Below are 21,928 nucleotides of genomic sequence, written 5' to 3'. Positions count from 1 at the left end.
ACGAGGCTTCCGGCGAGAAAAAACAGTTGACAAGCCCGCTGCATAAAAATATAATGTAGTGGTACTCGTTTTCTTGCATGGAGAAGAGCAATGATAGAGATAGACATTCGGGAAGCGTTGAAAAACGAAGGAAAGGTTTATTCTTTCCATTATGATGGAATTCCCGATTTGAGCGAAGAGATAGATTTCGCAAGGCCGCTCGTTCTCGATGCGGAATATAGTGTGCTCGACCGGAAGGTTTCTGTGAAGGGGACTTTTGAAACAGCGCTTAACACTGTTTGTGATCGATGCCTTGAAGAGATGGAAACAAGGGTTTCCTACCGCTTTGATGAAACATTTTTTCGGGACGGTATGCAGGAAGAAGAGGATTATACATACGCGGGCGGCTTGTTATCGCTTGATAAGATGGTGTATGATGCAATTGTTTTGAGCTTACCGCATCAGCTGTTATGTAGTGAAGACTGCAAAGGAATTTGCCCGGCATGCGGGCAAAATTTAAACAGCGGATCGTGCGGATGCAAACAGAAAGATACGGATGAGACAAATCCGTTTGCAAAATTAAAGGGATTGTTTTGACCTTAAGGGAGGTGTGTGAAAATGGCAGTACCAAAGAATAGAACGTCGAAGCAGCGTAAACATACGAGAAGAGCGCATTGGAAACTGACGGCTCCAGCCGTATCGCAGTGTCCGCAGTGCCACCAGCCAAAACTGGCTCACAGGGTTTGCCCGAATTGCGGTTATTATAACGGCAGGCTGGCAGTTGCTCCGAAAGAAGCGGCAAAATAAGAAAGAACTGAAAGGTTTGCCATGAGCAAGCCTTTTTTGTTTTCATCTCTTTGAAAAATACAGATTTTCGTGTATACTGTATCTATTGTATTTCGTTTGACAGGGGAGACGGCATGAAGATTATCATTGACGCGATGGGCGGCGATCATGCGCCGGAGGAAATAGTGGCAGGCGTGCTGGCTGCGCTTGAAAAGTTTAGCGACACCTCTTTTTTGCTGGTAGGAGATGAAGCGGGAATCAGGGCATTGCTTGCGGATCGGGCCTATGATAAGGAACGGGTGGAAATTGTCCCTACAACCCAGGTGATTGAAATGGATGATTCGCCTGTGAAAGCTCTGAAAGAAAAGCGGGATTCCTCAATGGTGGTGGCACTTCACCTTTTAGCGGAAAAAAAGGGGGACATGCTGATTTCAGCAGGCTGTACGGGCGCCCTTGTCGCGGGATCCACCTTGATTGTGAAACGCCTTCCTGGCATCAAGCGTCCGGCGCTTGCACCGGTGCTTCCTTCACAGACGGGCGAGGTACTTCTGATTGACGGTGGAGCAAATGCGGACTGCAAACCCCAGTATTTGCAGCAATTTGGTGTTATGGGCAGCATTTATATGCAAAAAGTATTCGGTATTGCTTCGCCGCGGGTAGCACTCATTAACAATGGTGCAGAAGAAGAAAAGGGCAGTGAACTGACGAAAAAAGCATACCAGCTGCTAAAGCAGGCGCCTATTAATTTTGTAGGAAATGCGGAAGGACGGGAGCTTCTTTCCGGTGAATTTGATGTGTTGGTATGCGATGGGTTTACTGGGAATATCGTCCTTAAATTTTTGGAAGGTTGTGCCAAGACGATTCTAGGTATGTTAAAGGGATACGTCAAAGAGAGCGGAAGCGCTAAATTCGGATACCTGTTTATGAAAGGCTCTTTTGGGAAACTAAAACAGAAGATGGACTATAAGGAATACGGCGGCGCGCTTCTTTTGGGACTGAATGGCGGAGTCATGAAGGCACACGGGAGTTCGAACCGGGATGCAATTTTCCACGCGATTGCAGCGGCAAGAAAATTTATCGCAGGAGACGTGGTGGGAACAATAGGGCAGGAAATGGTAAAGTTGGCGGATGCAGATGAGTGATCGTGAACTTGAAAACAGAATTGGATATTCTTTTGAAGACCAGTCGCTTTTAACGCGCGCACTTACACATCCATCCTGTGGGAATATGCCTAATTATGAACGGTTGGAATTTTTGGGAGACGCGGTGATTGAGTTGATCATCAGCGACGACTTATTTCAGAATTACCGGGATTTTTCGGAGGGAATGCTGACGCAGCGGAGGGCAGATATCGTTTGCTCTAAATCTCTTGCACGGATCGCCCAGTCGATTGATCTTGGAAGATATATTGTTCTCGGAAAAGGCGAGGAAGAATCAGGGGGCAGGAAGAAAACTTCCATATTGGAAAACGTGATGGAGGCGCTTATGGGCGCTGTTTATGTGGATGGCGGATTTGCGGAGGCACAGCGGGTGGTACGTACTTTATTTGCGGATGCGGTACGCAGCGCCATGAATGGAAAGAATGAAAATGATTACAAGTCGCAGTTTCAGGAACTTGTGCAAAGGACGGTAAAACAGGAAATATCTTATCAAGTAATCCGTCAGGAAGGACCGCCGCATAATACAGTGTTTTACGTACAGCTCTCTGTAGGCGGAAAAGCTTTGCATGAAGGTATAGGAAATTCCAAAAAAGAAGCAGAGCAAAATGCAGCCAAATCCGCAATTGAGGATTTCGAAAAAATTTATAAGGGGTAGAATGTGATGTTTGAATTTGAATCAGTAAAAAATACGGATCAGGAAATCTACGACTCTATGATGCGTGAGTTAAACCGGCAAGAGCATAATATTGAGTTAATTGCTTCGGAGAATTTTGTATCGCCGGCAGTCATGCAGGCAATGGGATCCCATCTGACCAACAAATATGCGGAGGGATATCCGGGAAAGCGTTATTATGGCGGATGCCAGTTCGTAGACGAAGTAGAAGAGCTCGCGCGTGAACGTGCAAAGAAACTGTTCGGCGCAGAACATGCAAACGTCCAGCCGCATTCGGGCGCGCAGGCCAATACGGCAGTGTATTTTGGCGTTCTTGAGCCGGGCGATACAATTTTGGGGATGAATCTCTCCCATGGCGGACACCTGACACACGGAAGTCCGGTTAATCTTTCGGGAAAATATTTTAATATCGTACCTTATGGTGTAAGCGAGAAGGATGAAAAAATTGATTATGACAAGCTTTCCGATCTTGCGCAGGAACACAAACCAAAAATGATTGTCGCCGGTGCGAGTGCCTATCCCCGCACGATTGACTTTGCAAAGTTTAGGGAAATTGCGGATTCGGTGGGTGCCTACCTGATGGTAGATATGGCGCATATTGCAGGCCTTGTAGCAGCGGGACTGCATCCCAACCCGGTGCCCTATGCACACTTCACAACCACCACAACACATAAGACGCTGCGTGGACCGCGCGGAGGTATGATCCTGTGCTCGGAGGAATATGCAAAAATTGTAGACAAAGCTATTTTTCCGGGGACGCAGGGCGGACCGCTTATGCATGTGATTGCAGCAAAAGCGGTATCTTTCCATGAAGCTTTGCAGCCGGAATTCAAAGAATACCAGAAACAGATTGTGAAAAATGCAGCAGCTCTCGCAAAGACGCTGACAGACAATGGTCTGCGTCTTGTTTCCGGTGGGACGGACAACCACCTGATGCTGGTTGATGTAGGAGAAAAGGAAAAGACGGGGAAAGAAATTGAAGCCCTGCTTGACACTGTAAATATCACGGTCAATAAAAATACCATTCCGTTTGAAACATTAAGCCCGTTTGTTACAAGCGGTATCCGTATTGGAACGCCTTCGGTGACGACGCGGGGCATGAAAGAAACGGAAATGGAGACAATCGGAAAATTGATAGCGGATATGATCCTGGGTGGAGAGACGTCTTCTGATCAAGTGAAAAAGAGTGTTTTGGAGCTCTGTGAAGCTTTCCCGCTGTACAAATAGAAATAAAGGCGGAAATTGAGTCGGGCGGAAGATTCTTCCGCCCGATTTTAGGGAAGTATAAATGATTGTAAAACAAGTGGATCCCGGCAGTATCGCCGAAGAATGTGAAATTTCCCCAGGCGATGTTTTGCTGTCAATCAACGGACACCGGCTTCGGGATTATATCGATTATATTTATGAGCTTGCCGGAGATGAAATCCTTCTCACCGTCCGAAAAAAAGATGATGTTCTCGAAGAAATTGAGATTGAAAAGGAACCGTATGAAGAATTAGGGATTACCTTTGAAAATGACGGTTTCGGACGGAAGATCAGTTGCCGGAATAAATGTGTGTTTTGCTTTGTGGACCAGATGCCAAAGCGTATGCGCCGAACACTTTACGTCAAGGATGATGATTGGCGTATGTCTTTTTTGATGGGAAGTTATGTGACGCTTACTAACCTCACTGAGGACGAGATCGGGAGAATTATAGAACAAAGGATTTCGCCCCTTTATGTCTCGGTGCATGCATATGACAATGAACTGCGCAAACTTCTTTTTGGAAATGAAGATGCCGGAAAAACATTCGGACTGATTCGTCGTTTCGTGGATCATGGTATTCGTATGCACACACAGATTGTAATGTGTGAGGGACTGAACAGCGGTGCCATATTGCAAGAGACAATTGAACAGCTATATCGGCTTTTTCCGGGGGTACAATCTGTTGCGGTGGTGCCTGCGGGCCTTACGAAGCATCGGAAAGGGCGTTATCCTCTTTCGCCGGTAAGCAAAGATTGCGCGCGCGAAACAATCCGTTTGATTGAAGCATTTCAAAAACAGTTTCTGGAAGAAACCGGGGAAACGCGTTTTGTATTTGCTTCGGATGAAATGTATATCCGCGCGAACTTAGAACTTCCTTCTTATGAGGAATACGAAGATTTTGTACAGATTGAAAACGGCGTAGGGCTCGTGAAGATGTTTCTTCATGATGCATATGAGGCGTTAGGACTTCTGCGCGGCGAAAAGCCGCGTTATCAGAAGATCGGCTTTATTACGGGAAAAGATTTTTATCCCTTTCTTAAGGAGCTTGCGAAGCAAATTGAGGATGTATTTGACATCAAGATAACCGTTTATCAGGTCAGGAATGATTTTTTTGGAGAGACAATTACAGTTGCGGGCCTCCTGACCGGAAGCGATGTGATGGCTCAGGTGAAACGAGGGGATGAACAGGCTTTGTTTTTAAGCCGATGCTGTTTTAAGGAAAATGAAAACGCGATGCTTGACGAGGTAACGTTGGAAGAACTTGCAGATGCGTTTGGTGTTCCCTGTTATAAAGCGAGCGGGGACGGGTATGAAGTAATACAGATGTTGCTCAAGGAATGAGGAAAGTTTTATGGCAAAACCATTGGTTGCAATTGTGGGGCGGCCCAATGTAGGAAAATCTACATTTTTCAACCGGATAACAGGAACAAAATTAGCGATTATTGAAGATACGCCGGGTGTAACGCGGGACCGTATTTATGCGGACGCAGAATGGCTCGGAAGGGAATTCACGCTTGTTGATACGGGTGGCGTGGATATGAATACGGAAGATGTTCTTTTGCGGCAGATGCGTATGCAGGCAGAACTTGCGATTGAAGCCGCACAGTTGATCCTCTTTTTTGTGGATGGAAAAACGGGCATCACTTCGGAAGACTACGAGGTGGCAAAAATGCTTCGAAAATCCGGCAAACCCGTCATCGTAGTGGTAAACAAAACGGATAACCAGAACGACGAACAGAATGTTTATGATTTTTACGAGCTTGGACTGGGTGATGTCGTCGGGATATCTTCATCGCAAGGGCTTGGAATCGGCGACTTGCTTGACGATGTGATTGAGGAGATTGGCGAATATGAAAGCGGAGGAGAAGAGGATGATACTTTAAAAATTGCGCTCGTTGGGAAACCAAACGTCGGAAAATCCTCCCTGACCAACAAGATTCTTGGATACGACCGCGTAATTGTAAGCGATATTCCAGGGACGACACGCGATGCAATCGACTCTTTATTTGAACGCGACGGACAAAAATATACAATTATAGATACGGCGGGAATGCGCAAAAAAGGACGTATTGACGATAAATCAATTGAACGGTACAGCGTGATTCGCTCGCTTGGGGCGGTCCGCCGCGCAGATGTCGTGGTTGTCATGATTGATGCAACCGAAGGAATCACGGAGCAGGATGTTAAAGTTGCCGGATATGTTGACTCCGAAGGAAAACCGTGTGTCATTGCCGTCAATAAGTGGGACGCAATTGAAAAAGATACGTACACCATTGAGGAATATAATAAAAAAATCGCTGCGGATCTGGCATTTATGCCATACGCACAGCGCATTTATATTTCAGCACAGACCGGCCTGCGCATTGACAAACTGTTTCATATGCTGCATGCGGCATATGAAAATAACATCCGGCGCATACCCACCGGGATATTGAACGATTGCCTGCAGGATGCCATCACAGCGGCAGAACCGCCCTCGACAAACGGCAGGCGGTTAAAAATTTATTATATGACGCAGGTTAGCATAAAGCCGCCTACATTCGTATTATTTGTTAACGAAACAGCATTGATGCATTTTTCCTATCAGAGATACCTGGAAAATTATTTGCGTAAAACATTTGACTTTACAGGTACGCCGATTAAAATAATAGTTAGACAAAAGAGCGACGAGAAAGGGGAATGAGGTATGAATGAAAATTTAATACTTGTTTTATGCGCCGTCATTGCATACCTTTTAGGATCCATTTCATTTTCCTATATTTTCACTAAGAAAATCAGGCATGAAGATATCCGGAAAAAGGGTAGCGGAAATGCCGGTACAACAAATGTGTTGCGCAGTTATGGATGGGGAATGGGACTCCTTGTATTTGCCGGAGATGTGCTGAAGGGGTTGCTTGCAGCGCTGATCGGCCTGCATTTCGGGGGAGAAATCGGGCTGTGCGTAGCGGGCGTATTTGCGATTGTAGGGCATAATTACTCTTGTTTTCTGAATTTTAAGGGCGGGAAGGGAATTGCCGCAACGATTGGCGTGCTGCTCATTATCCAGACCATACCGACGTTAATTATTTTTACAATTGCCATTATCATCGTTATTTCAACGAAGATTATGAGCATTGGCTCCATCATCGGCCTTATCCTGAGCGCTGTGGCCGCTTTTATTGTCGCGCCGGGAGATCCTTATCACTATATCGCGGTACTTGTGATTGCACTTCTGGGGATCTGGAGCCACCGCGAGAACATAGAGCGGTTGATTCATGGAAATGAACGAAAGCTGAGCCTGTCCAAAAAGTAAAAAATGCTTGCATAAAGGGCGCTGTTATGGTATTCTTAAATAGGTTAATAAATGCTTGACTAAAGAGTGGGAGTGAAAACCCACTCTTTCGCATTATGAATACTTTTTGCAGGAGATGTTATGGCAAAAAATACACGTGCCATGGTGGAAGAAATCGCCGTACCGATTATTGAGGCGCTTGGATTTGAATATGTGGATACGGAATACGCAAAACAGGGACAGGATTGGCTGCTTACGGTTTATATCGATAAAATTGGCGGTGTGCTCATCGATGACTGCGAAGCGGTGAGCCGCGCGATAGAAACCGTCCTTGACGAGAGGGATTTGATTGCCGAAAGCTATATCCTGTGCGTATCTTCGCCGGGGCTTGACCGTCCGCTGAAAAACGAACGCGATTATAAGCGCTGCTTGGGGCAAAAAGTGGATGTAAAGCTGTACAAGCCGTTTTTGGAGAAAAAAGAGTATACTGGCGTGCTTTCGGCGTATACGCCAACGAGCATCACCATTGAGACGGCTGAAAACGAGATTATCTTCGAATGTAAGGAAGTTGCAAAGCTTTCCTTGCACTTGGATTTTTGATAAGGAGATAGGGATATGAATACGGAATTTATGGAAGCTTTATCAGATCTGGAGCATGATAAGGGAATCAAAAAAGATGTTTTGCTGGAAGCGATTGAGACGGCATTGATTTCGGCCTATAAGCGCCATTTTGGAACAGATCAGAACGCACGTGTTGAAATTGATGGGGATACGGGCGAAATTAAAGTATTTGCAATCAAAAATGTAGTGGATGAAGTGGAAGACGAAGATACAGAGATCTCTGTAGAGGATGCGCATGCGATTCACGAGAAATATGAGGCGGGAGATGTACTCGAAACAGAAGTGACGCCGCGCGATTTTGGACGTATCGCGGCGCAGACTGCCAAACAGGTTGTAGTGCAGCGGATCCGCGAAGCAGAGCGGGGTATTATTTACGACCAGTATTCAGAAAAAGAGAATGAAGTACTGACTGCCATTGTCCATAGAATTGAGCGCGGAAACGTTTATGTAGAGCTGGGACGTGCGGAAGGCATTATTCCCGTAAGCGAAACGGTTTATTCGGAGCAGTATAACATCAATGACCGGCTTAAGGTTTATGTCCTTGAAGTGAAAAAGACAAACAAGGGGCCGCAGATCATTGTTTCGCGTACCCATCCGGCATTGATCAAACGTTTATTTGAAATTGAAGTGCCCGAAATTCGCCAGAATGTTGTACAGATTAAAAGTATTGCGCGTGAAGCGGGCGGGCGTACAAAAATTGCTGTATGGAGCGATGAAAAAGATGTCGATCCGGTTGGAGCTTGCGTAGGACATAAGGGAACGCGCATTGAAAAGGTTGTAGAAGAATTGGGCGGAGAAAAGATTGACGTAGTTCCGTGGAGTTCGGACCCGATCGAGTTTATTGCAAATGCCCTGAGGCCGGCAAAGGTTGTCATGGTTCAGATTAATGAGGACGAAAAAGCAGCGAAAGTTATTGTACCAGATTACCAGCTCTCCCTTGCAATTGGCAAGGAAGGGCAAAATGCGCGTCTTGCTGCAAAGCTGACAGGTTGGAAAATAGATATTAAGAGCCAGTCACAGACGGAACAGGAAGTTTTCGGTGAAGCGTTTGCAAATGCGGACACTAGCTTCGATTCGCTTGCAGATACTTTTGGCGTAGTTGATCGGTTGAACGAAGAATCGGCAGTGGAAGAGGCAGAAGAGGAGCTGATCCTGGATGAGCTTGCTAAGAATGAAGGTGAAGAGGACGAGGGTGTTTCGGATCAGGAGGAAACTAAGTAAGCGATGACGGGCGGAAATAAAAAACAGCCTGTAAGGATGTGTATTGCCTGCCGCTGCGGAAAACCGAAGCGGGAGCTTATACGGATCGTGCGGACAAAAGAAGGCGCGCTTTCCATAGATAAGACGGGGAAGGCGCCGGGACGCGGCGCCTATGTGTGCGCAGATCAAGCATGTATTGAGAAAGCCAAAAAAATTTTTCCTAAGATCCTGCATTGCGAAATGGATGGAGAACTCTATGAAATGCTTATAGAGATTGTGAGCGGTTATGGAAAATGAGAAGTTCCTGAGATTCCTCGGGCTTGCGGCGCGGGCTGGAAAGATTATATGCGGCGCCCAGGGAGTTGACCAGGCGGTAAAGAAAAGGAAGGCGAAACTCGTTGTTGCAGACGGCGGCGCTTCCGAAAATACAAAAAAGCAAATAAAGGATGCGTGTGCCTACTATCACGTAAAGTGCATCATTCTTGATGAGTGTGGAGTGCTTGGCAAAAGCATCCATAAACCAAACAATAAAGTCATAGGAATAGTGTGTCCGCAGTTTGCACAAAGTGCATGGGACAAATATAACGCTATCTCCGGGGGTGAAACTATTGAGCAAGATTAAAATTTTAGAAACAAACAAATCGCTTCTCGCAAATGCGCAGAATATTTTCAACCGTATTTTGGAAATGCAAACGGAGGCAGACGGCCAAATCCGTGATATAAAGACTATCGAGTCTAAAATTCTTGATATAGAGAAAGTCAGGAACGAAAAGGCGCGCGCTGAAAAAGAAGAGCAACAGCGCATGGAAGAAGAAGCCCGGAGAATGGCAGAGCAAAAGGCGGCGGAAGAAAAAGCTGCTGCTGAGCAAAAAACAGCGCCGGAAATTGTGAAAGCAACGGAAGAAACGCCAAAGCCGGAAGTGAAGGAAGAGGAGAGCGCGAAAGCTGCTCCTGAAAAGAAAGAGCAGCCTGCTGCACCTGCGGCGGCGTGTCCACAGATGCAACAGCCGCAGCGAATGGAGGCTAAGACAAAGCCATCGGTTCCGCCGAAGCAAGCGGCGTCCAGACAGGCGGTCCCCCAGAAGCAGGAAGCGAAAGAAGGTCAGAAGAAGCAAGAGCGGATGGAAACAAAACCGGCTAAGAAATTTGCAAATACGAACGCAAAACCGGGCGGTTTTGAGCATGGCAAAAAAACAAAAAAGCAGCTTGAAGACGAGCGTGCCAAACGGCCGAAAATTAAAGAACGCGTTTTTAATATTGATGACGACGATTTTCCGAAGGGATCCAGAAAACGCCATAAAAAGCAACAGCAGCCAAAGGTAGTCATCGAACCAATTAAAATTGAAAAAGCAGTGATTACGGAAGAAACGATTTCCGTAAAGCTTTTCTCGGAAAAAATAGGAAAACCGGTTTCCGAAATTTTGAAAAAACTGCTTCTGCTGGGCATGATGTCCACCATCAATTCCCAAATTGATTTTGATACGGCGACACTGGTGGCTGGTGAGTTTGGAATTGAACTGGAGCAGAAAATTGAAAAAACGGCAGAAGACATCCTGATTGAGGAAGCGCCTGATACGGAAGAGCAGCTTTTAAAGCGCCCGCCGATTGTTACAATTATGGGCCATGTTGATCATGGTAAAACGTCTTTGCTTGATAAAATCAGGCAATCCAAGGTGACGGAAGGCGAGGCTGGGGGCATCACACAGCATATTGGTGCCTATCAGGTAGAACTGAACGGTGAAAAAATTACATTTATTGATACACCTGGCCACGAAGCGTTTACAGCGATGCGCGCCCGTGGCGCCCAGGTAACGGACATAGCGATTATTGTAGTCGCGGCGGACGACGGCATCATGCCTCAGACGGTTGAGGCCATCAACCATGCTAAGTCAGCTGATGTCCCGATTATTGTGGCTGTGAACAAGATCGACCGGCCAAATGCCAATGTGCAGAAGATTATGCAGGAGCTTACCGAACATGACCTCCTGCCCGAAGAATGGGGCGGACAAACGATTGTTGTTCCGGTCTCTGCAAAGACGGGTGAAGGAATTGAAAAGCTCCTTGAGATGATTTTGTTGGTTGCGGAGGTTCAGGAACTGAAAGCAAATCCAGATCGTCTTGCAAAGGGAACTATTGTAGAGGCGCAGCTTGATAAAGGGCGCGGACCGGTTGCTACTGTATTGGTGGAAACAGGTACGCTCCGAACGGGCGATACAATTATCGCAGGTACGGCTTACGGCCGGGTACGCGCTATGGTAAACGATCTTGGGAAAACGGTGAACGAGGCGTTTCCATCTCAGCCGGTTGAAGTGATTGGCTTTTCCGAAGTCCCTGCGGCAGGAGATATTCTGCATGCCGCTCCTGCGGATAAGCTTTCCAAACAGGTTGCAGAAGAGCGGAAAGATAAGCAAAAGGCGGAAATGCTCAAGAAGATGTCCAAAGTTTCGCTGGATGACCTGTTTAACCAGATCGCAGAAGGGCAGATCAAGGATTTGAATATTGTCATCAAAGCGGATGTACAAGGCTCTGTTGAAGCGGTAAGACAGTCTCTGGAAAAACTGTCCAATGAAGAGGTACGTGTGCGTGCTATTCATTGCGGAGTCGGCGCGATCACAGAAACGGACGTTATGTTGGCCTCGGCCGCAAATGCTATCATCATCGGGTTTAATGTCCGGCCGGATAATATGGCACAGACGGCGGCGGAACATGAGAAAGTTGACATCAGGCTATACCGCATTATTTATAAGGCAATCGAAGATATTACTGCTGCCATGAAAGGCATGCTTGAGCCTGAATTTGAAGAACTTGTCATCGGTCACGCCGAGGTTCGGCAGACCTTTAAAGTTTCTGCTGTGGGAACGATTGCGGGCTGCTATGTGACGGACGGACTGATCCGCAGAAATGCACAGGCGCGTTTGCTTCGTGATAATGTGGTTATCTATGAAGGAGCACTCAGTTCTCTAAAACGCTTTAAGGATGACGCCAAGGAAGTGGCGCAGGGGTATGAGTGCGGACTTTCCCTCGAACGTTTTGACGATATCAAAGAAGGCGATGTTGTGGAATGTTTTGAGATGCATGAAATCGCACGGTAAGGAGTGAATATCCATGGCGACGAATCGGTTAAGCAGGATTGATGAAGAGGTAAAACGCGCGCTTGCTGAAATCATCAGAGACGATGTAAAGGATGACCGGTTGTCTGAAATGACGACTGTAACTAAGGTAGAAATTACATCCGACCTGAAATTTGGCAAGGTATACATTAGCGTATATGACACAGAGAAAAAAAGACGCGCTTCAATCGACGCGCTCAACCATGGAGCCTCCTTTATTCGTACAAAGCTGGCAAGGGCTGTGGATTTGCGGCGGGTGCCTGAGCTTACTTTTGTATTGGACGATTCGATTGAGTATGGCATCAAAATTTCTAAGTTAATTGACGATGTAAAAAGTAAGGAAATAAAATGAAAGAAGTTGTCACTTTTTTAGAAACGCATCATAAATTTGCAGTGCTTACCCATTTGAATCCTGACGGAGACGCACTCGGGAGCGCGTATGCGCTTGCTCAAATATTAAATAATCTTGGCAAATGCGCCGAGGTTATTTTATTATGTGAACCGCCGGCGAAATACCGGTTTGGGTGTTTTGAGCATTTATACCGCTTGTTACCAAATGTTATGGCCGCATCATACGATGCTGCGGTTTCGGTGGATTGCGCAACAGCAAAACGGCTTTCGGATGCGCAGGAATTATTCCAGCAGTTACCGAACTGTAATATTGACCACCATATTTCCAACACCAATTACGCGCAAATTAATTATGTAGCTGATTTGCCGGCGACGGGGGAAATTATTTGGCAATTGGGGAAGATATTAGGCGCCGTAGCGGATGAAACGGTACGCATGGCCATCTATATGGCGATTTCTACAGATACCGGGAATTTCACCTATTCCAATACGAAAAAAACAACGCTTGAATTGTTTTCACGTTTAGTGGCAGAGGGATTGCCTTTGTCTGAAATGGCGGAACAGATTTTTAACAGGCGTTCTCTTGGCGCCACAAAGCTGATTGCACGTTTTATTGACAATATCAGGCTTTACAAGAATGGAATGATGGCTATCTCTGTTCTTATGTTGAGCGATATTGAAGAAAGCGGAGCAGATGTATCGGATACGGAGATACTGATTGATTACGCACGTGAGATCGAGGGTGTGGAGATTGCCGCGTTCATTCGGGAGATGAGCCGTGATACCTATAAGGTAAGTCTTCGGGCAAATACATATGCGGACGTAGGCGAACTGGCAGCCCAGTTTGGCGGTGGCGGACATGTCAAAGCGGCTGGATGCATGATGAAAGGAAATATTTACAACGTAACGGAAACGCTGATGAAGGCGGCGGAGAATTATTTGAAGTGAACGGTGTTTTGAATCTATTGAAACCCCCGGCCATGACCTCAAGCGACGTGGTGTTCCATGTGCGCAGGATATTGGGACAAAAAAAGGTTGGACATACGGGGACACTTGATCCGGGTGCGGCGGGAGTGCTGCCGGTTTGCATTGGCCGTGCAACAAAGATTGCAGATTATATTATGCATGGCGATAAGGAATATATTGCGGAGATTACTTTTGGCATGGAGACGGATACTCAGGACAGTTATGGACGCGTGACGCGCGTGTCGGAAGGCGATATTACGCGGAAACAACTGGAATCCATCCTACCGGGTTTTACCGGGAAGCTTTTACAAAAACCTCCTATGTATTCGGCGATAAAACATGAAGGAAAAAAGCTTTATGAGCTTGCGCGCAAGGGGATTACAGTAGAGAAACCGCCGCGGGAAGTATATGTGCATAAATTGGAACTGATACGGGGAATGCAGAACCGCTTTCTTTTACGCATTCGGTGTTCTAAAGGTACCTATATCCGGAGCTTGTGTGCGGATATAGGAAGAGGGCTTTCTGCTTGTGCCCATATGTCGTTCCTCATGAGAACCGAAACGTGTGGGTTTCGGGCGGAAGATGCATATACGCTACCCGAAATTGAAGAATTAGCGGGCGGCGGCAAAGCGGCAGCGGTTGTACAGCCTATGGAACAAGCGGTTTCCTTTTTGGAAACGCTCCGCTGTGATCCATATTTGTACCGTTTTCTTACTAATGGAACACCTGTTGATCTTGGTAAGGCAAATCTCCGGGTGCAGGCCGATACAAATTATGCGGTATATTGCAAAGATGAATTGATTGGCATTGGAAAAAAAGCAGGAAATACGTTGAAACTTGTATCCATGCTGAAGGAATTGGGGGATTCTCGCAGGTGAAACTGCTGACACGAAATGACTTGCCGCTTCAGGAAGAGACCGCCGTTGCAATCGGACTATTTGACGGAATCCATGCGGGACATATGGCGCTCATCGATGAAATAGAGCGTAGGGCGAACCTGAAATCGCTTATTTATACGTTTGACACAAAACCGAATCACGCGGCCTATAAAAACATTTATACCGCAGAGGAAAAGGTTTCTATTTTTGCTTCCATGAATGTGGATATGCTTTATCAGCAGCCCTTTACAAAAGAGTTTTCACAGCTGACAAAGGAAGAATTCTTGGAATATATTGTGGGAAATATGCATGCCAGGCATATTACGGTCGGCTTTGATTTCCGGTTTGGAAGGAATGCGGAGGGGACGGCTGATTATTTGCGCTCGCAGGCGAAGCACTTCGGATACACGGTTTGTATTGTGCCGCCAGTGAAATGCCAGGATGGTAAAATAAGCAGTACGCTGATCCGCGGACATATTGAACGCGGAGAAATGGAGCAGACGGTCTCATTGCTGAAGCGCTTCTACTTCATCGACGGAAAGATTGAAAAAGGAAAGCATCTTGGGTCATCCATTGGTTTTCCGACGGCGAATATTTCAACGGATAAGCTTTTGCCGCGGTATGGCGTTTATGCAACCATCGCCCAGATTGATGGAAAATGTTATCCCGCAGTAACGAATGTAGGCATAAAACCTACCGTTTCGGATGCAGGAATTGCCAATGTGGAGACTTTTATTTTTGGATTTTCGGGAGACGTATATGATGAAAAGATGCGCGTGAATTTCGTATCATTTCTTCGCGGGGAACGGGCGTTCCCAAATGTGGCGGCGCTGCAGAAGCAAATTGCTCAGGACGCACACCTGGCGCAGGAAATGCTGAAGGATTTAGATGTTTACAAAAAGTATATGTTGTGGTAAACTACTTTACATGTGATTATATCGTATGCTCCGATGTACGACAACTCCGACGTCACCGTGGCATCACGAGGTTTCAAAAAAATGGAGGTAAGAAATGGACAAAGCAGTAAAGACGGAAATTATTCAGAAGTATGCCCAAAAAGAAGGGGACACCGGTTCGCCGGAAGTGCAGATCGCCCTTCTTACATACAGGATCAATCACCTGAATGAACATTTGAAACAGTTTAAGAAAGACGCGCATTCACGGCGTGGCCTTCTGAAAATGGTTGGTAAAAGACGTGGCTTGCTCAACTATCTGAAGGAAAAGGATATTGAGCGTTACAGAAGCCTGATCAGCAGCCTGAATTTAAGAAAGTAAGCGATAAGGAGCGGGGCTTGTCTCGCTCTTTTTGCATGCCAGGTGCCGGAACATCATCGGGCGGGAGACGCCTAAGTGGTGTTCCGGTTTTATCGATTCGTTACCAATAGAGGGAATATATAGAAAGAACATAGGAGGAAACTATGCAGGATCACATGTATGAAATGGAACTCGGAGGCCGTACCCTTTCGATAGAGAGCGGCAAGTATGCTTTTCAAGCAGGCGGCTCCGTAATTGTAAGATGTGGAGATACGGCCGTTATGGTAAATGCGACGGGCTCCAAAACAGAACGGGAGGGAATTGATTTTTTCCCGCTCAGTGTAGAATATGAAGAAAAAATGTATGCCGCCGGTAAAATACCGGGAGGCTTTATTAAACGCGAAGGCAGGCCTGCCACCTCGGCAATTCTGGCAGCACGCCTGATTGACCGCCCCATTCGTCCGCTTTTCCCGAAGGGATATTATAAGGATGTTCAAATAGTTGCGACGGTTATGTCTGTTGATCTTGATAATCCGCCGGAAATATTGGCCATGATCGGATCTTCCGCGGCGCTTTCCATTTCCGGACTGCCTTTTGCAGGACCGACGGGTTCCGTTGCGGTCGGAATGGTCGATGGGGAATACATCATCAACCCAAACAGCGAACAACGTGAAAAGAGCAGGCTGAATCTTACGGTATCCGGAACAAAGGATGCGGTGATGATGGTGGAAGCAGGCGCGAAAGAAGTGACTGAAGCGGAAATGCTGGATGCAATTCTGTTCGCGCACGAAGAAATCAAACGAATCTGTGCCTTCATTCAGAATATCAAAGATGATATTGGCAAGCCGGAACAGGAAGTAGAAATCCACAAACCATCGGAAGAAGTAGAAGCTGCCGTTCGTGAGTTTGCTGCGGAAAAAGTGGTCTGGAGCCTCGATACGTTCGAACGTGATGAGCGTGAAGCGCGCCAGGAACAAGTAAAACAGGAGACGATCGAACATTTTGCGGAACAGTTCCCAGAAAGTGCGGGAGATATTGCGGACGTCTTGTATGCAATGACAAAGGAAGTTTTGCGCAGCAAGATTATGAATGACGGTGTACGTCCCGACGGACGCGGATATGAAGATATCCGCCCGATTTGGTGTGAAACCGGCCTTTTCAAACGGACTCACGGAAGTGCGGTATTTACGCGCGGCCTGACACAGGCAATGAATATCGTAACGCTCGGCGGGCTTCGCGAAGGCCAGAACCTGGATGGAATTACGGATGAAGACTTCAAGCGTTATATGCATCATTATAATATGCCTCCGTTCTCTACAGGTGAAGCGAAAATGATGCGCAGCGCTTCTCGCCGGGAGATTGGCCATGGTGCGCTCGCAGAACGCGCGATTGAACCGATGCTTCCCTCCGAGGAGGAATTCCCATACGCAATCCGTGCAGTTTCAGAAGTAATTAGCTCGAATGGTTCGACCTCACAAGCAAGCGTATGCGCCAGCTCGCTTGCATTGATGGATGCAGGCGTACCTATGAAAAAAGCAGTTGCCGGATGCGCTATGGGCTTAATCAAAGATCCTGATACCGGAAAGGTTGTTGTCCTTACGGACATTCAAGGACTTGAAGATTTCATGGGCGATATGGACTTCAAAGTTGCAGGCACAAAAGACGGAATTACTGCAATCCAGATGGACATTAAAATCAAGGGAATCGATAAAGAAATCCTCGAACGGGCGCTGGCGCAAGCCTTACGCGGCAGGCTTTATATCCTCGATAAGATGAACGAAGTTATTTCGGCCCCGCGTGAACATCTCTCGCCCTTTGCACCGAAGATTGTCCAATTTATGATCGATCCGGATAAGATCCGTGAAGTAATTGGTTCAGGCGGCAAAGTAATCAATAAAATTATTGACGATACTGGCGTGAAAATTGACATTGAAGACGATGGCCGTGTGGCGATCCTGACACCGGATGACGAGGCAGCGGCAAAGGCACGCAAAATCATTGAGACGATCGTAAAAGATGTGAAAGTCGGCGAGGTATTCAATGGCAAGGTAACACGCATTATGAACTTTGGGGCGTTTGTGGAGCTTGCTCCGGGGAAAGAAGGAATGTGCCGTATTTCCAATCTCTCCAAAGATTATGTGAAAAAGGTTGAGGACGTGTGCAATATTGGCGACACTTTACTTGTAAAAGTTATCGAGATTGATAAGCAAGGAAGAATCAACCTGACGCATAAAGGTGTAAAACCGGAAGAATTGAACTGAAACGAGTGAGAAAAAGCCGGCTAATGGGGAGCAGCGATAACCGTTTGGGTTCCCGTGTCGGCTTTTTTGTATCATGAAAGGATTTTGTTATGGATGGAACATTTATCAACGAAGAGCTGGAATGCGGAGTGCGCCTGATTGCCGAAAAGCTTCCTAATTTTCATTCGGTAACGGCGGGAATCTGGGTAGGGGCGGGCTCTATCACGGAAACACCCGGGGAGAATGGTATTTCCCATTTGATAGAGCATATGCTGTTCAAGGGAACGGAGAAACGGACTTCCAAGCAGATTGCAGTAGATGTAGATAATATCGGCGGACAAATTAATGCGTTTACTTCGAAGGAATGTACTTGCTATTACATCAAAGTGATTGACGAGAAGTTAGCGGACGGCCTTGAGATTTTGACGGATTTATTCTGCAATGCGACCTTGCAGTCAGAGGAGCTCGACAAAGAACGAAATGTTGTGCTGGAAGAGATCGCGATGTCGAATGATAATCCGGAAGACCTTGCGATGGATCTGATCTCAAGCACCTATTTTAGCGGCTGTTCCCTTGAAAAGACAATACTGGGGCCGGCAGATAATATTCGGCGTTTTGGGCGGGAAGACCTTGTAAACTATATGAACCGCTACTATACGGCCTCTAATATTGTAGTGGCGGTAGCAGGAAATTTTGACGAGCAAGAGCTTCGGGACTGCCTGAACCGGCTGTTGAACAAAGTCAACCAAGGTCCGCTGGATGTTCCGGGATTTGCTGATTGCAGTGCTTTTTCCCCGCAAAAGGATGGGTTTCAAGTGATTGACCGGGAGATTGAACAGGTTCATCTGTGTATGGGGATGCCAGGACTCAACCTTAGCGACAAAAGAAAATATGCGCTGAATATTATCAATAACGTGATCGGAGGCTCAATGAGCTCACGCCTATTCCAGAAAATCAGGGAAGAAATGGGCATGGCATATTCTGTATTTACTTACCCGGCGCTTTATGCAAATTCTGGAATGTATGGTGTGTACGCGGGGACAATGGCAGATAATACGCTTCAGGTTGCGGAAATGATTCTGGAAGAGCTCCGGAAGGTAAAGCAAGAAGGGATTACGGAAGAGGAGTTTATCCAGAGCCGCGAACAGTCAAAGGGAAACTTGATCCTGTCCCTCGAAAGTACTTCTTCAAAAATGAGTGCGATTGGAAAGGCTATGATCCTTACGGGAAATGTTTACTCTGATGAAGAAGCGCTTCGTTTTATGGAGGAAGTACGATATCAGGATCTGCAGGATGTAATTGACGCCTGTCTTGATTTCGATCGGCTGACAGTTACATGCGTAGGCAAAGTACAGGATGGTGAAGCGCTCCGTAAGACCGTTTTCTAAATTTAACTTTATTTGAACAAAAGGGCAGACAGGGAATGCGCCGTTTCCCCGTCTGTCTTTTATGTATGGCAGTCCCAGTCTATGTTGAAGTTCTGTCAGCAAAGTGCACATTGCCAAAAGATATGTTATCCGTTGGTGAAAAGAGCCTTGTAGTATTTATTGGAGAGGGGCCTTCCTCCCCAATATCAACAGAGGAAAATGATTGCTTTTCCTCCGGCTATTTTGATTTCGCAACTTAAAACTTCACCAGATTTTGGATTTTCCGCTTCTTTTTTTCTTTACTCTCTGTAACTCATCATTGTACAACCTACACTTCTGTCAGCAAGGCGATTGAAATACGGTATATTTGATGCTATAATAAATAAGATTGTAATCTGGTTTTAAAGGGGTTTTCATGGCAGCTCGCAGGAAACGGAAAAGAAAGAATACCAACAAGAAAAATGAGATCGCTGGCATTATTATCATAGGGCTGGCCGTTTTTGTTGCTATCACAATTTATTTGAATGTTGACAGTGTATTTGGAAACATGGTTGCGGATTTTGTTTTTGGCTTATGTGGTGCAATTGGTTATGTGATACCGGTTATTCTTGGAATCGTCGGCGTGTTGTTTATTGCTGCAAGGAAAAAAGCGCCGAATGCAGGGAAACTTGCTTTGCTGGCACTGGCGGTGTTTTGCGTATTTTCTTTGATTCATCTAATACCGATCGGGGATATTTATACAGAAGGGGGCAGCTATGGCAGCTTTATTCAGGCTTCGTATGAATATGGAGTAGCAAATCATGCGGGAGGCGGCGCGATTGGTTCATTGCTTACCTATTGGACCTACCTTTTCCTGGGGCTTGTTGGAAGCTATATCGTATTTATCACAGGAATTGCAGTTTGCATTATTGCGTTGACCAATCTTTCCATTAAAAAAGTGAGCAAAGATATTGGCACTGCAGTTAAAACGACATATGACGAATACCGCACCCGTGCGGAACAACGGCGCGAAAAGAAACGCCTTTATATTGAAAGCCTCGATCTTGAGCGGGAAGAGGAGATGCGCGCCCGACAGGAAGAGGCAGCGTTTGCCCGGCAGGAAGAGGAAAACGAATTTAATATGCACGTAGAAGAGCCGCAGCCCACGGATGAAATCTATTCGGCGGAAGAAGTTCCGGAAGAATTTACCGACTATGATCCGGAGGAATACCGAAAGGTATTCTCGGATACCGATATTGAATTTGATGATGAAATGCAGCCGGAACCAAAAGGAAGACGGAAAATCGGTGTTTCTCAGGTGACGGCGGAGCAACCGCGTGTATCCCAGCAAACGGCTGAGTTTGCGCCCGCCAGCGTACAGGGGAACCTTGCGCCTGCCCAAAAGTATATTAAACCGCCGCTCAACCTCCTTGCACAACCGGCAAAAAGCGCCAGGACATCAACCGCGGATCTCAAGAAAAATATGGAAATACTTGAGAATACGCTTGCGAGTTTTAACGTGAGCGCCAAAGTCGTCAATGTGAGCCGCGGACCGGTTGTTACACGTTATGAAGTACAGCCTGCGCCCGGTGTAAAGGTCAGTAAAATTGTCAATCTTTCAGATGATATTGCAATGAATCTCGCGGCACGGGATGTGCGCATTGAAGCGCCAGTTCCCGGGAAGCCTGTGGTTGGAATCGAAATACCAAATATGGAGACCAGTTCCGTTGGCTTGCGCGAATTGGTAGGAAGCGAGGAGTTCAAGGGGATCAAAAGTCCCATTGCATTCGCACTCGGGAAAGATATTGCGGGCGCAAACGTTTATGCGGACATTGCCAAGATGCCCCATATGTTGATTGCCGGTGCAACGGGATCCGGTAAAAGCGTATGTATCAATTCGCTGATCGTCAGTATACTATACCATGCATCGCCGGAAGAGGTCAAAATGATCATGGTTGACCCGAAGGTTGTGGAACTCAATGTATTCAATGACATTCCGCATCTTTTGATTCCTGTGGTTACAGATCCTAAAAAAGCATCTTCAGCGCTCAACTGGGCAGTTAACGAGATGACAATGCGTTACCGCATGTTCGCTGCAAAAGGCGCCAAAGACCTCAAAAAGTATAATGAATTGATGCAGGCTGAGGAAGATGGGGAAACGTTGCCGCATATTCTTGTTATTATTGATGAGCTTGCAGACTTGATGATGGTCGCACCGGGTGAGGTAGAAGATGCGATTTGCCGCATTGCGCAGCTTGGACGCGCGAGCGGCATACATCTTGTAATTGCGACGCAGCGGCCGTCCGTGGACGTTATTACAGGTATTATTAAAGCCAATATTCCCTCGCGGGTTGCATTTGCCGTTTCTTCGCAAGTGGATTCCCGGACAATTTTGGACATGGCGGGGGCGGAAAAACTTCTTGGACAGGGCGATATGCTGTTCTATCCATCGGGCGCACCGAAACCAATGAGGCTTCAGGGATGTTTTATTTCTGATCGTGAAGTGGAAGCGGTAGCGAAGTTCCTGAAAGAGAGGCTTGCCGCTGATTATGATGCGAAGGTCATCGATGGAATTTCGAAAGACAGCGCCAATCCTATTGCGGGGCAGGCGGAAACGGATGAGCTTTTTCTCCGCGCGCTTGAAACGATTGTGGAATACGACCAGGCGTCTACTTCCATGCTGCAGCGGCGTCTGCGCATTGGATATGCCCGTGCGGCGCGCCTGATTGACCAACTGGAAGAACATGGGTATATTTCGCCAATGGATGGGAGCAAAGGGCGGCAAGTACTCGTTACCAAAGAAGAACTTCAAAAGATTATGAACCCGCAGGAAGAGGAATGATAAAA

At 46.6% G+C, this 21,928-nt stretch carries 21 protein-coding genes; all 21 read left to right on the top strand.

Annotated features, from left to right (window positions below; genetic code table 11):
- Window positions 1-90 precede the first annotated feature (90 nt).
- The 21 genes from H8S18_RS02660 (at window position 91) to H8S18_RS02560 (ending at window position 21,923) form a co-directional block, all read left to right on the top strand.
- The gene (locus H8S18_RS02660) at window positions 91-576 is read left to right on the top strand and encodes a YceD family protein (RefSeq protein WP_186856747.1); all 486 of its coding nucleotides are present in this window, start codon (window positions 91-93) and stop codon (window positions 574-576) included.
- A gap of 21 nt (window positions 577-597) precedes the next feature.
- Window positions 598-786, top strand: a complete 189-nt coding sequence (gene rpmF / locus H8S18_RS02655; RefSeq protein WP_079547589.1) for a 50S ribosomal protein L32 — start codon at window positions 598-600, stop codon at window positions 784-786.
- A 113-nt stretch (window positions 787-899) separates the two neighbouring features.
- Window positions 900-1,907, top strand: coding sequence for a phosphate acyltransferase PlsX (gene plsX, locus H8S18_RS02650; protein ID WP_186856746.1), 1,008 nt, complete (start codon window positions 900-902; stop codon window positions 1,905-1,907).
- The gene (gene rnc / locus H8S18_RS02645; RefSeq protein WP_186856745.1) at window positions 1,900-2,580 is read left to right on the top strand and encodes a ribonuclease III; all 681 of its coding nucleotides are present in this window, start codon (window positions 1,900-1,902) and stop codon (window positions 2,578-2,580) included. Before plsX ends, rnc begins: the two co-directional genes overlap by 8 nt.
- 6 nt (window positions 2,581-2,586) lie before the next feature.
- On the top strand, window positions 2,587-3,825 hold the full coding sequence (locus H8S18_RS02640; protein ID WP_186856744.1) for a serine hydroxymethyltransferase: 1,239 nt from the start codon (window positions 2,587-2,589) through the stop codon (window positions 3,823-3,825).
- Window positions 3,826-3,886: 61 nt separating this feature from the next.
- On the top strand, window positions 3,887-5,185 hold the full coding sequence (locus H8S18_RS02635; protein WP_186856743.1) for a DUF512 domain-containing protein: 1,299 nt from the start codon (window positions 3,887-3,889) through the stop codon (window positions 5,183-5,185).
- A 10-nt stretch (window positions 5,186-5,195) separates the two neighbouring features.
- A complete protein-coding gene (der, locus tag H8S18_RS02630; protein WP_186856742.1) occupies window positions 5,196-6,527 on the top strand; it encodes a ribosome biogenesis GTPase Der in 1,332 nt (443 codons plus the stop codon).
- Window positions 6,528-6,530: 3 nt separating this feature from the next.
- Entirely contained in the window at window positions 6,531-7,136 is a 606-nt protein-coding gene (plsY, locus tag H8S18_RS02625; RefSeq protein WP_186856741.1) for a glycerol-3-phosphate 1-O-acyltransferase PlsY, read from the top strand.
- A 120-nt stretch (window positions 7,137-7,256) separates the two neighbouring features.
- Window positions 7,257-7,715, top strand: coding sequence for a ribosome maturation factor RimP (locus H8S18_RS02620; RefSeq protein ID WP_186856740.1), 459 nt, complete (start codon window positions 7,257-7,259; stop codon window positions 7,713-7,715).
- Between the two features lie 15 nt (window positions 7,716-7,730).
- The gene (gene nusA / locus H8S18_RS02615) at window positions 7,731-8,957 is read left to right on the top strand and encodes a transcription termination factor NusA (RefSeq protein WP_186856739.1); all 1,227 of its coding nucleotides are present in this window, start codon (window positions 7,731-7,733) and stop codon (window positions 8,955-8,957) included.
- A gap of 3 nt (window positions 8,958-8,960) precedes the next feature.
- A complete protein-coding gene (gene rnpM / locus H8S18_RS02610) occupies window positions 8,961-9,233 on the top strand; it encodes an RNase P modulator RnpM (RefSeq protein ID WP_186856738.1) in 273 nt (90 codons plus the stop codon).
- Window positions 9,223-9,558: a L7Ae/L30e/S12e/Gadd45 family ribosomal protein gene (locus H8S18_RS02605; RefSeq protein ID WP_186856737.1), complete on the top strand. Its 336-nt coding sequence runs from the start codon at window positions 9,223-9,225 to the stop codon at window positions 9,556-9,558. Before rnpM ends, H8S18_RS02605 begins: the two co-directional genes overlap by 11 nt.
- Window positions 9,559-9,934: 376 nt before the next feature.
- Complete coding sequence (gene infB, locus H8S18_RS02600; RefSeq protein WP_407926956.1) at window positions 9,935-12,028, top strand: translation initiation factor IF-2; 2,094 nt, start codon at window positions 9,935-9,937, stop codon at window positions 12,026-12,028.
- Between the two features lie 13 nt (window positions 12,029-12,041).
- The gene (gene rbfA / locus H8S18_RS02595; RefSeq protein ID WP_186856735.1) at window positions 12,042-12,398 is read left to right on the top strand and encodes a 30S ribosome-binding factor RbfA; all 357 of its coding nucleotides are present in this window, start codon (window positions 12,042-12,044) and stop codon (window positions 12,396-12,398) included.
- A complete protein-coding gene (locus H8S18_RS02590) occupies window positions 12,395-13,345 on the top strand; it encodes a DHH family phosphoesterase (protein WP_186856734.1) in 951 nt (316 codons plus the stop codon). Before rbfA ends, H8S18_RS02590 begins: the two co-directional genes overlap by 4 nt.
- Complete coding sequence (gene truB / locus H8S18_RS02585; protein WP_186856733.1) at window positions 13,342-14,241, top strand: tRNA pseudouridine(55) synthase TruB; 900 nt, start codon at window positions 13,342-13,344, stop codon at window positions 14,239-14,241. Before H8S18_RS02590 ends, truB begins: the two co-directional genes overlap by 4 nt.
- Window positions 14,238-15,158 carry a bifunctional riboflavin kinase/FAD synthetase gene (locus tag H8S18_RS02580; RefSeq protein ID WP_186856732.1) on the top strand — a complete coding sequence of 307 codons (921 nt, stop codon included), beginning with the start codon at window positions 14,238-14,240 and terminating at the stop codon, window positions 15,156-15,158. Before truB ends, H8S18_RS02580 begins: the two co-directional genes overlap by 4 nt.
- A gap of 94 nt (window positions 15,159-15,252) precedes the next feature.
- The gene (rpsO, locus tag H8S18_RS02575) at window positions 15,253-15,516 is read left to right on the top strand and encodes a 30S ribosomal protein S15 (RefSeq protein WP_066683350.1); all 264 of its coding nucleotides are present in this window, start codon (window positions 15,253-15,255) and stop codon (window positions 15,514-15,516) included.
- 143 nt (window positions 15,517-15,659) lie between these two features.
- Window positions 15,660-17,756 carry a polyribonucleotide nucleotidyltransferase gene (locus H8S18_RS02570; RefSeq protein ID WP_186856731.1) on the top strand — a complete coding sequence of 699 codons (2,097 nt, stop codon included), beginning with the start codon at window positions 15,660-15,662 and terminating at the stop codon, window positions 17,754-17,756.
- A gap of 89 nt (window positions 17,757-17,845) precedes the next feature.
- Window positions 17,846-19,123 carry a M16 family metallopeptidase gene (locus H8S18_RS02565; RefSeq protein WP_186856730.1) on the top strand — a complete coding sequence of 426 codons (1,278 nt, stop codon included), beginning with the start codon at window positions 17,846-17,848 and terminating at the stop codon, window positions 19,121-19,123.
- Window positions 19,124-19,517: 394 nt separating this feature from the next.
- Entirely contained in the window at window positions 19,518-21,923 is a 2,406-nt protein-coding gene (locus tag H8S18_RS02560; RefSeq protein WP_186856729.1) for an FtsK/SpoIIIE family DNA translocase, read from the top strand.
- The last annotated feature ends 5 nt before the right edge of the window (window positions 21,924-21,928 follow it).

Source organism: Christensenella tenuis (genome assembly GCF_014287795.1).
GTDB lineage: Bacteria > Bacillota > Clostridia > Christensenellales > Christensenellaceae > Christensenella > Christensenella tenuis.
This window is presented reverse-complemented; position numbering and strand designations above follow the sequence as displayed.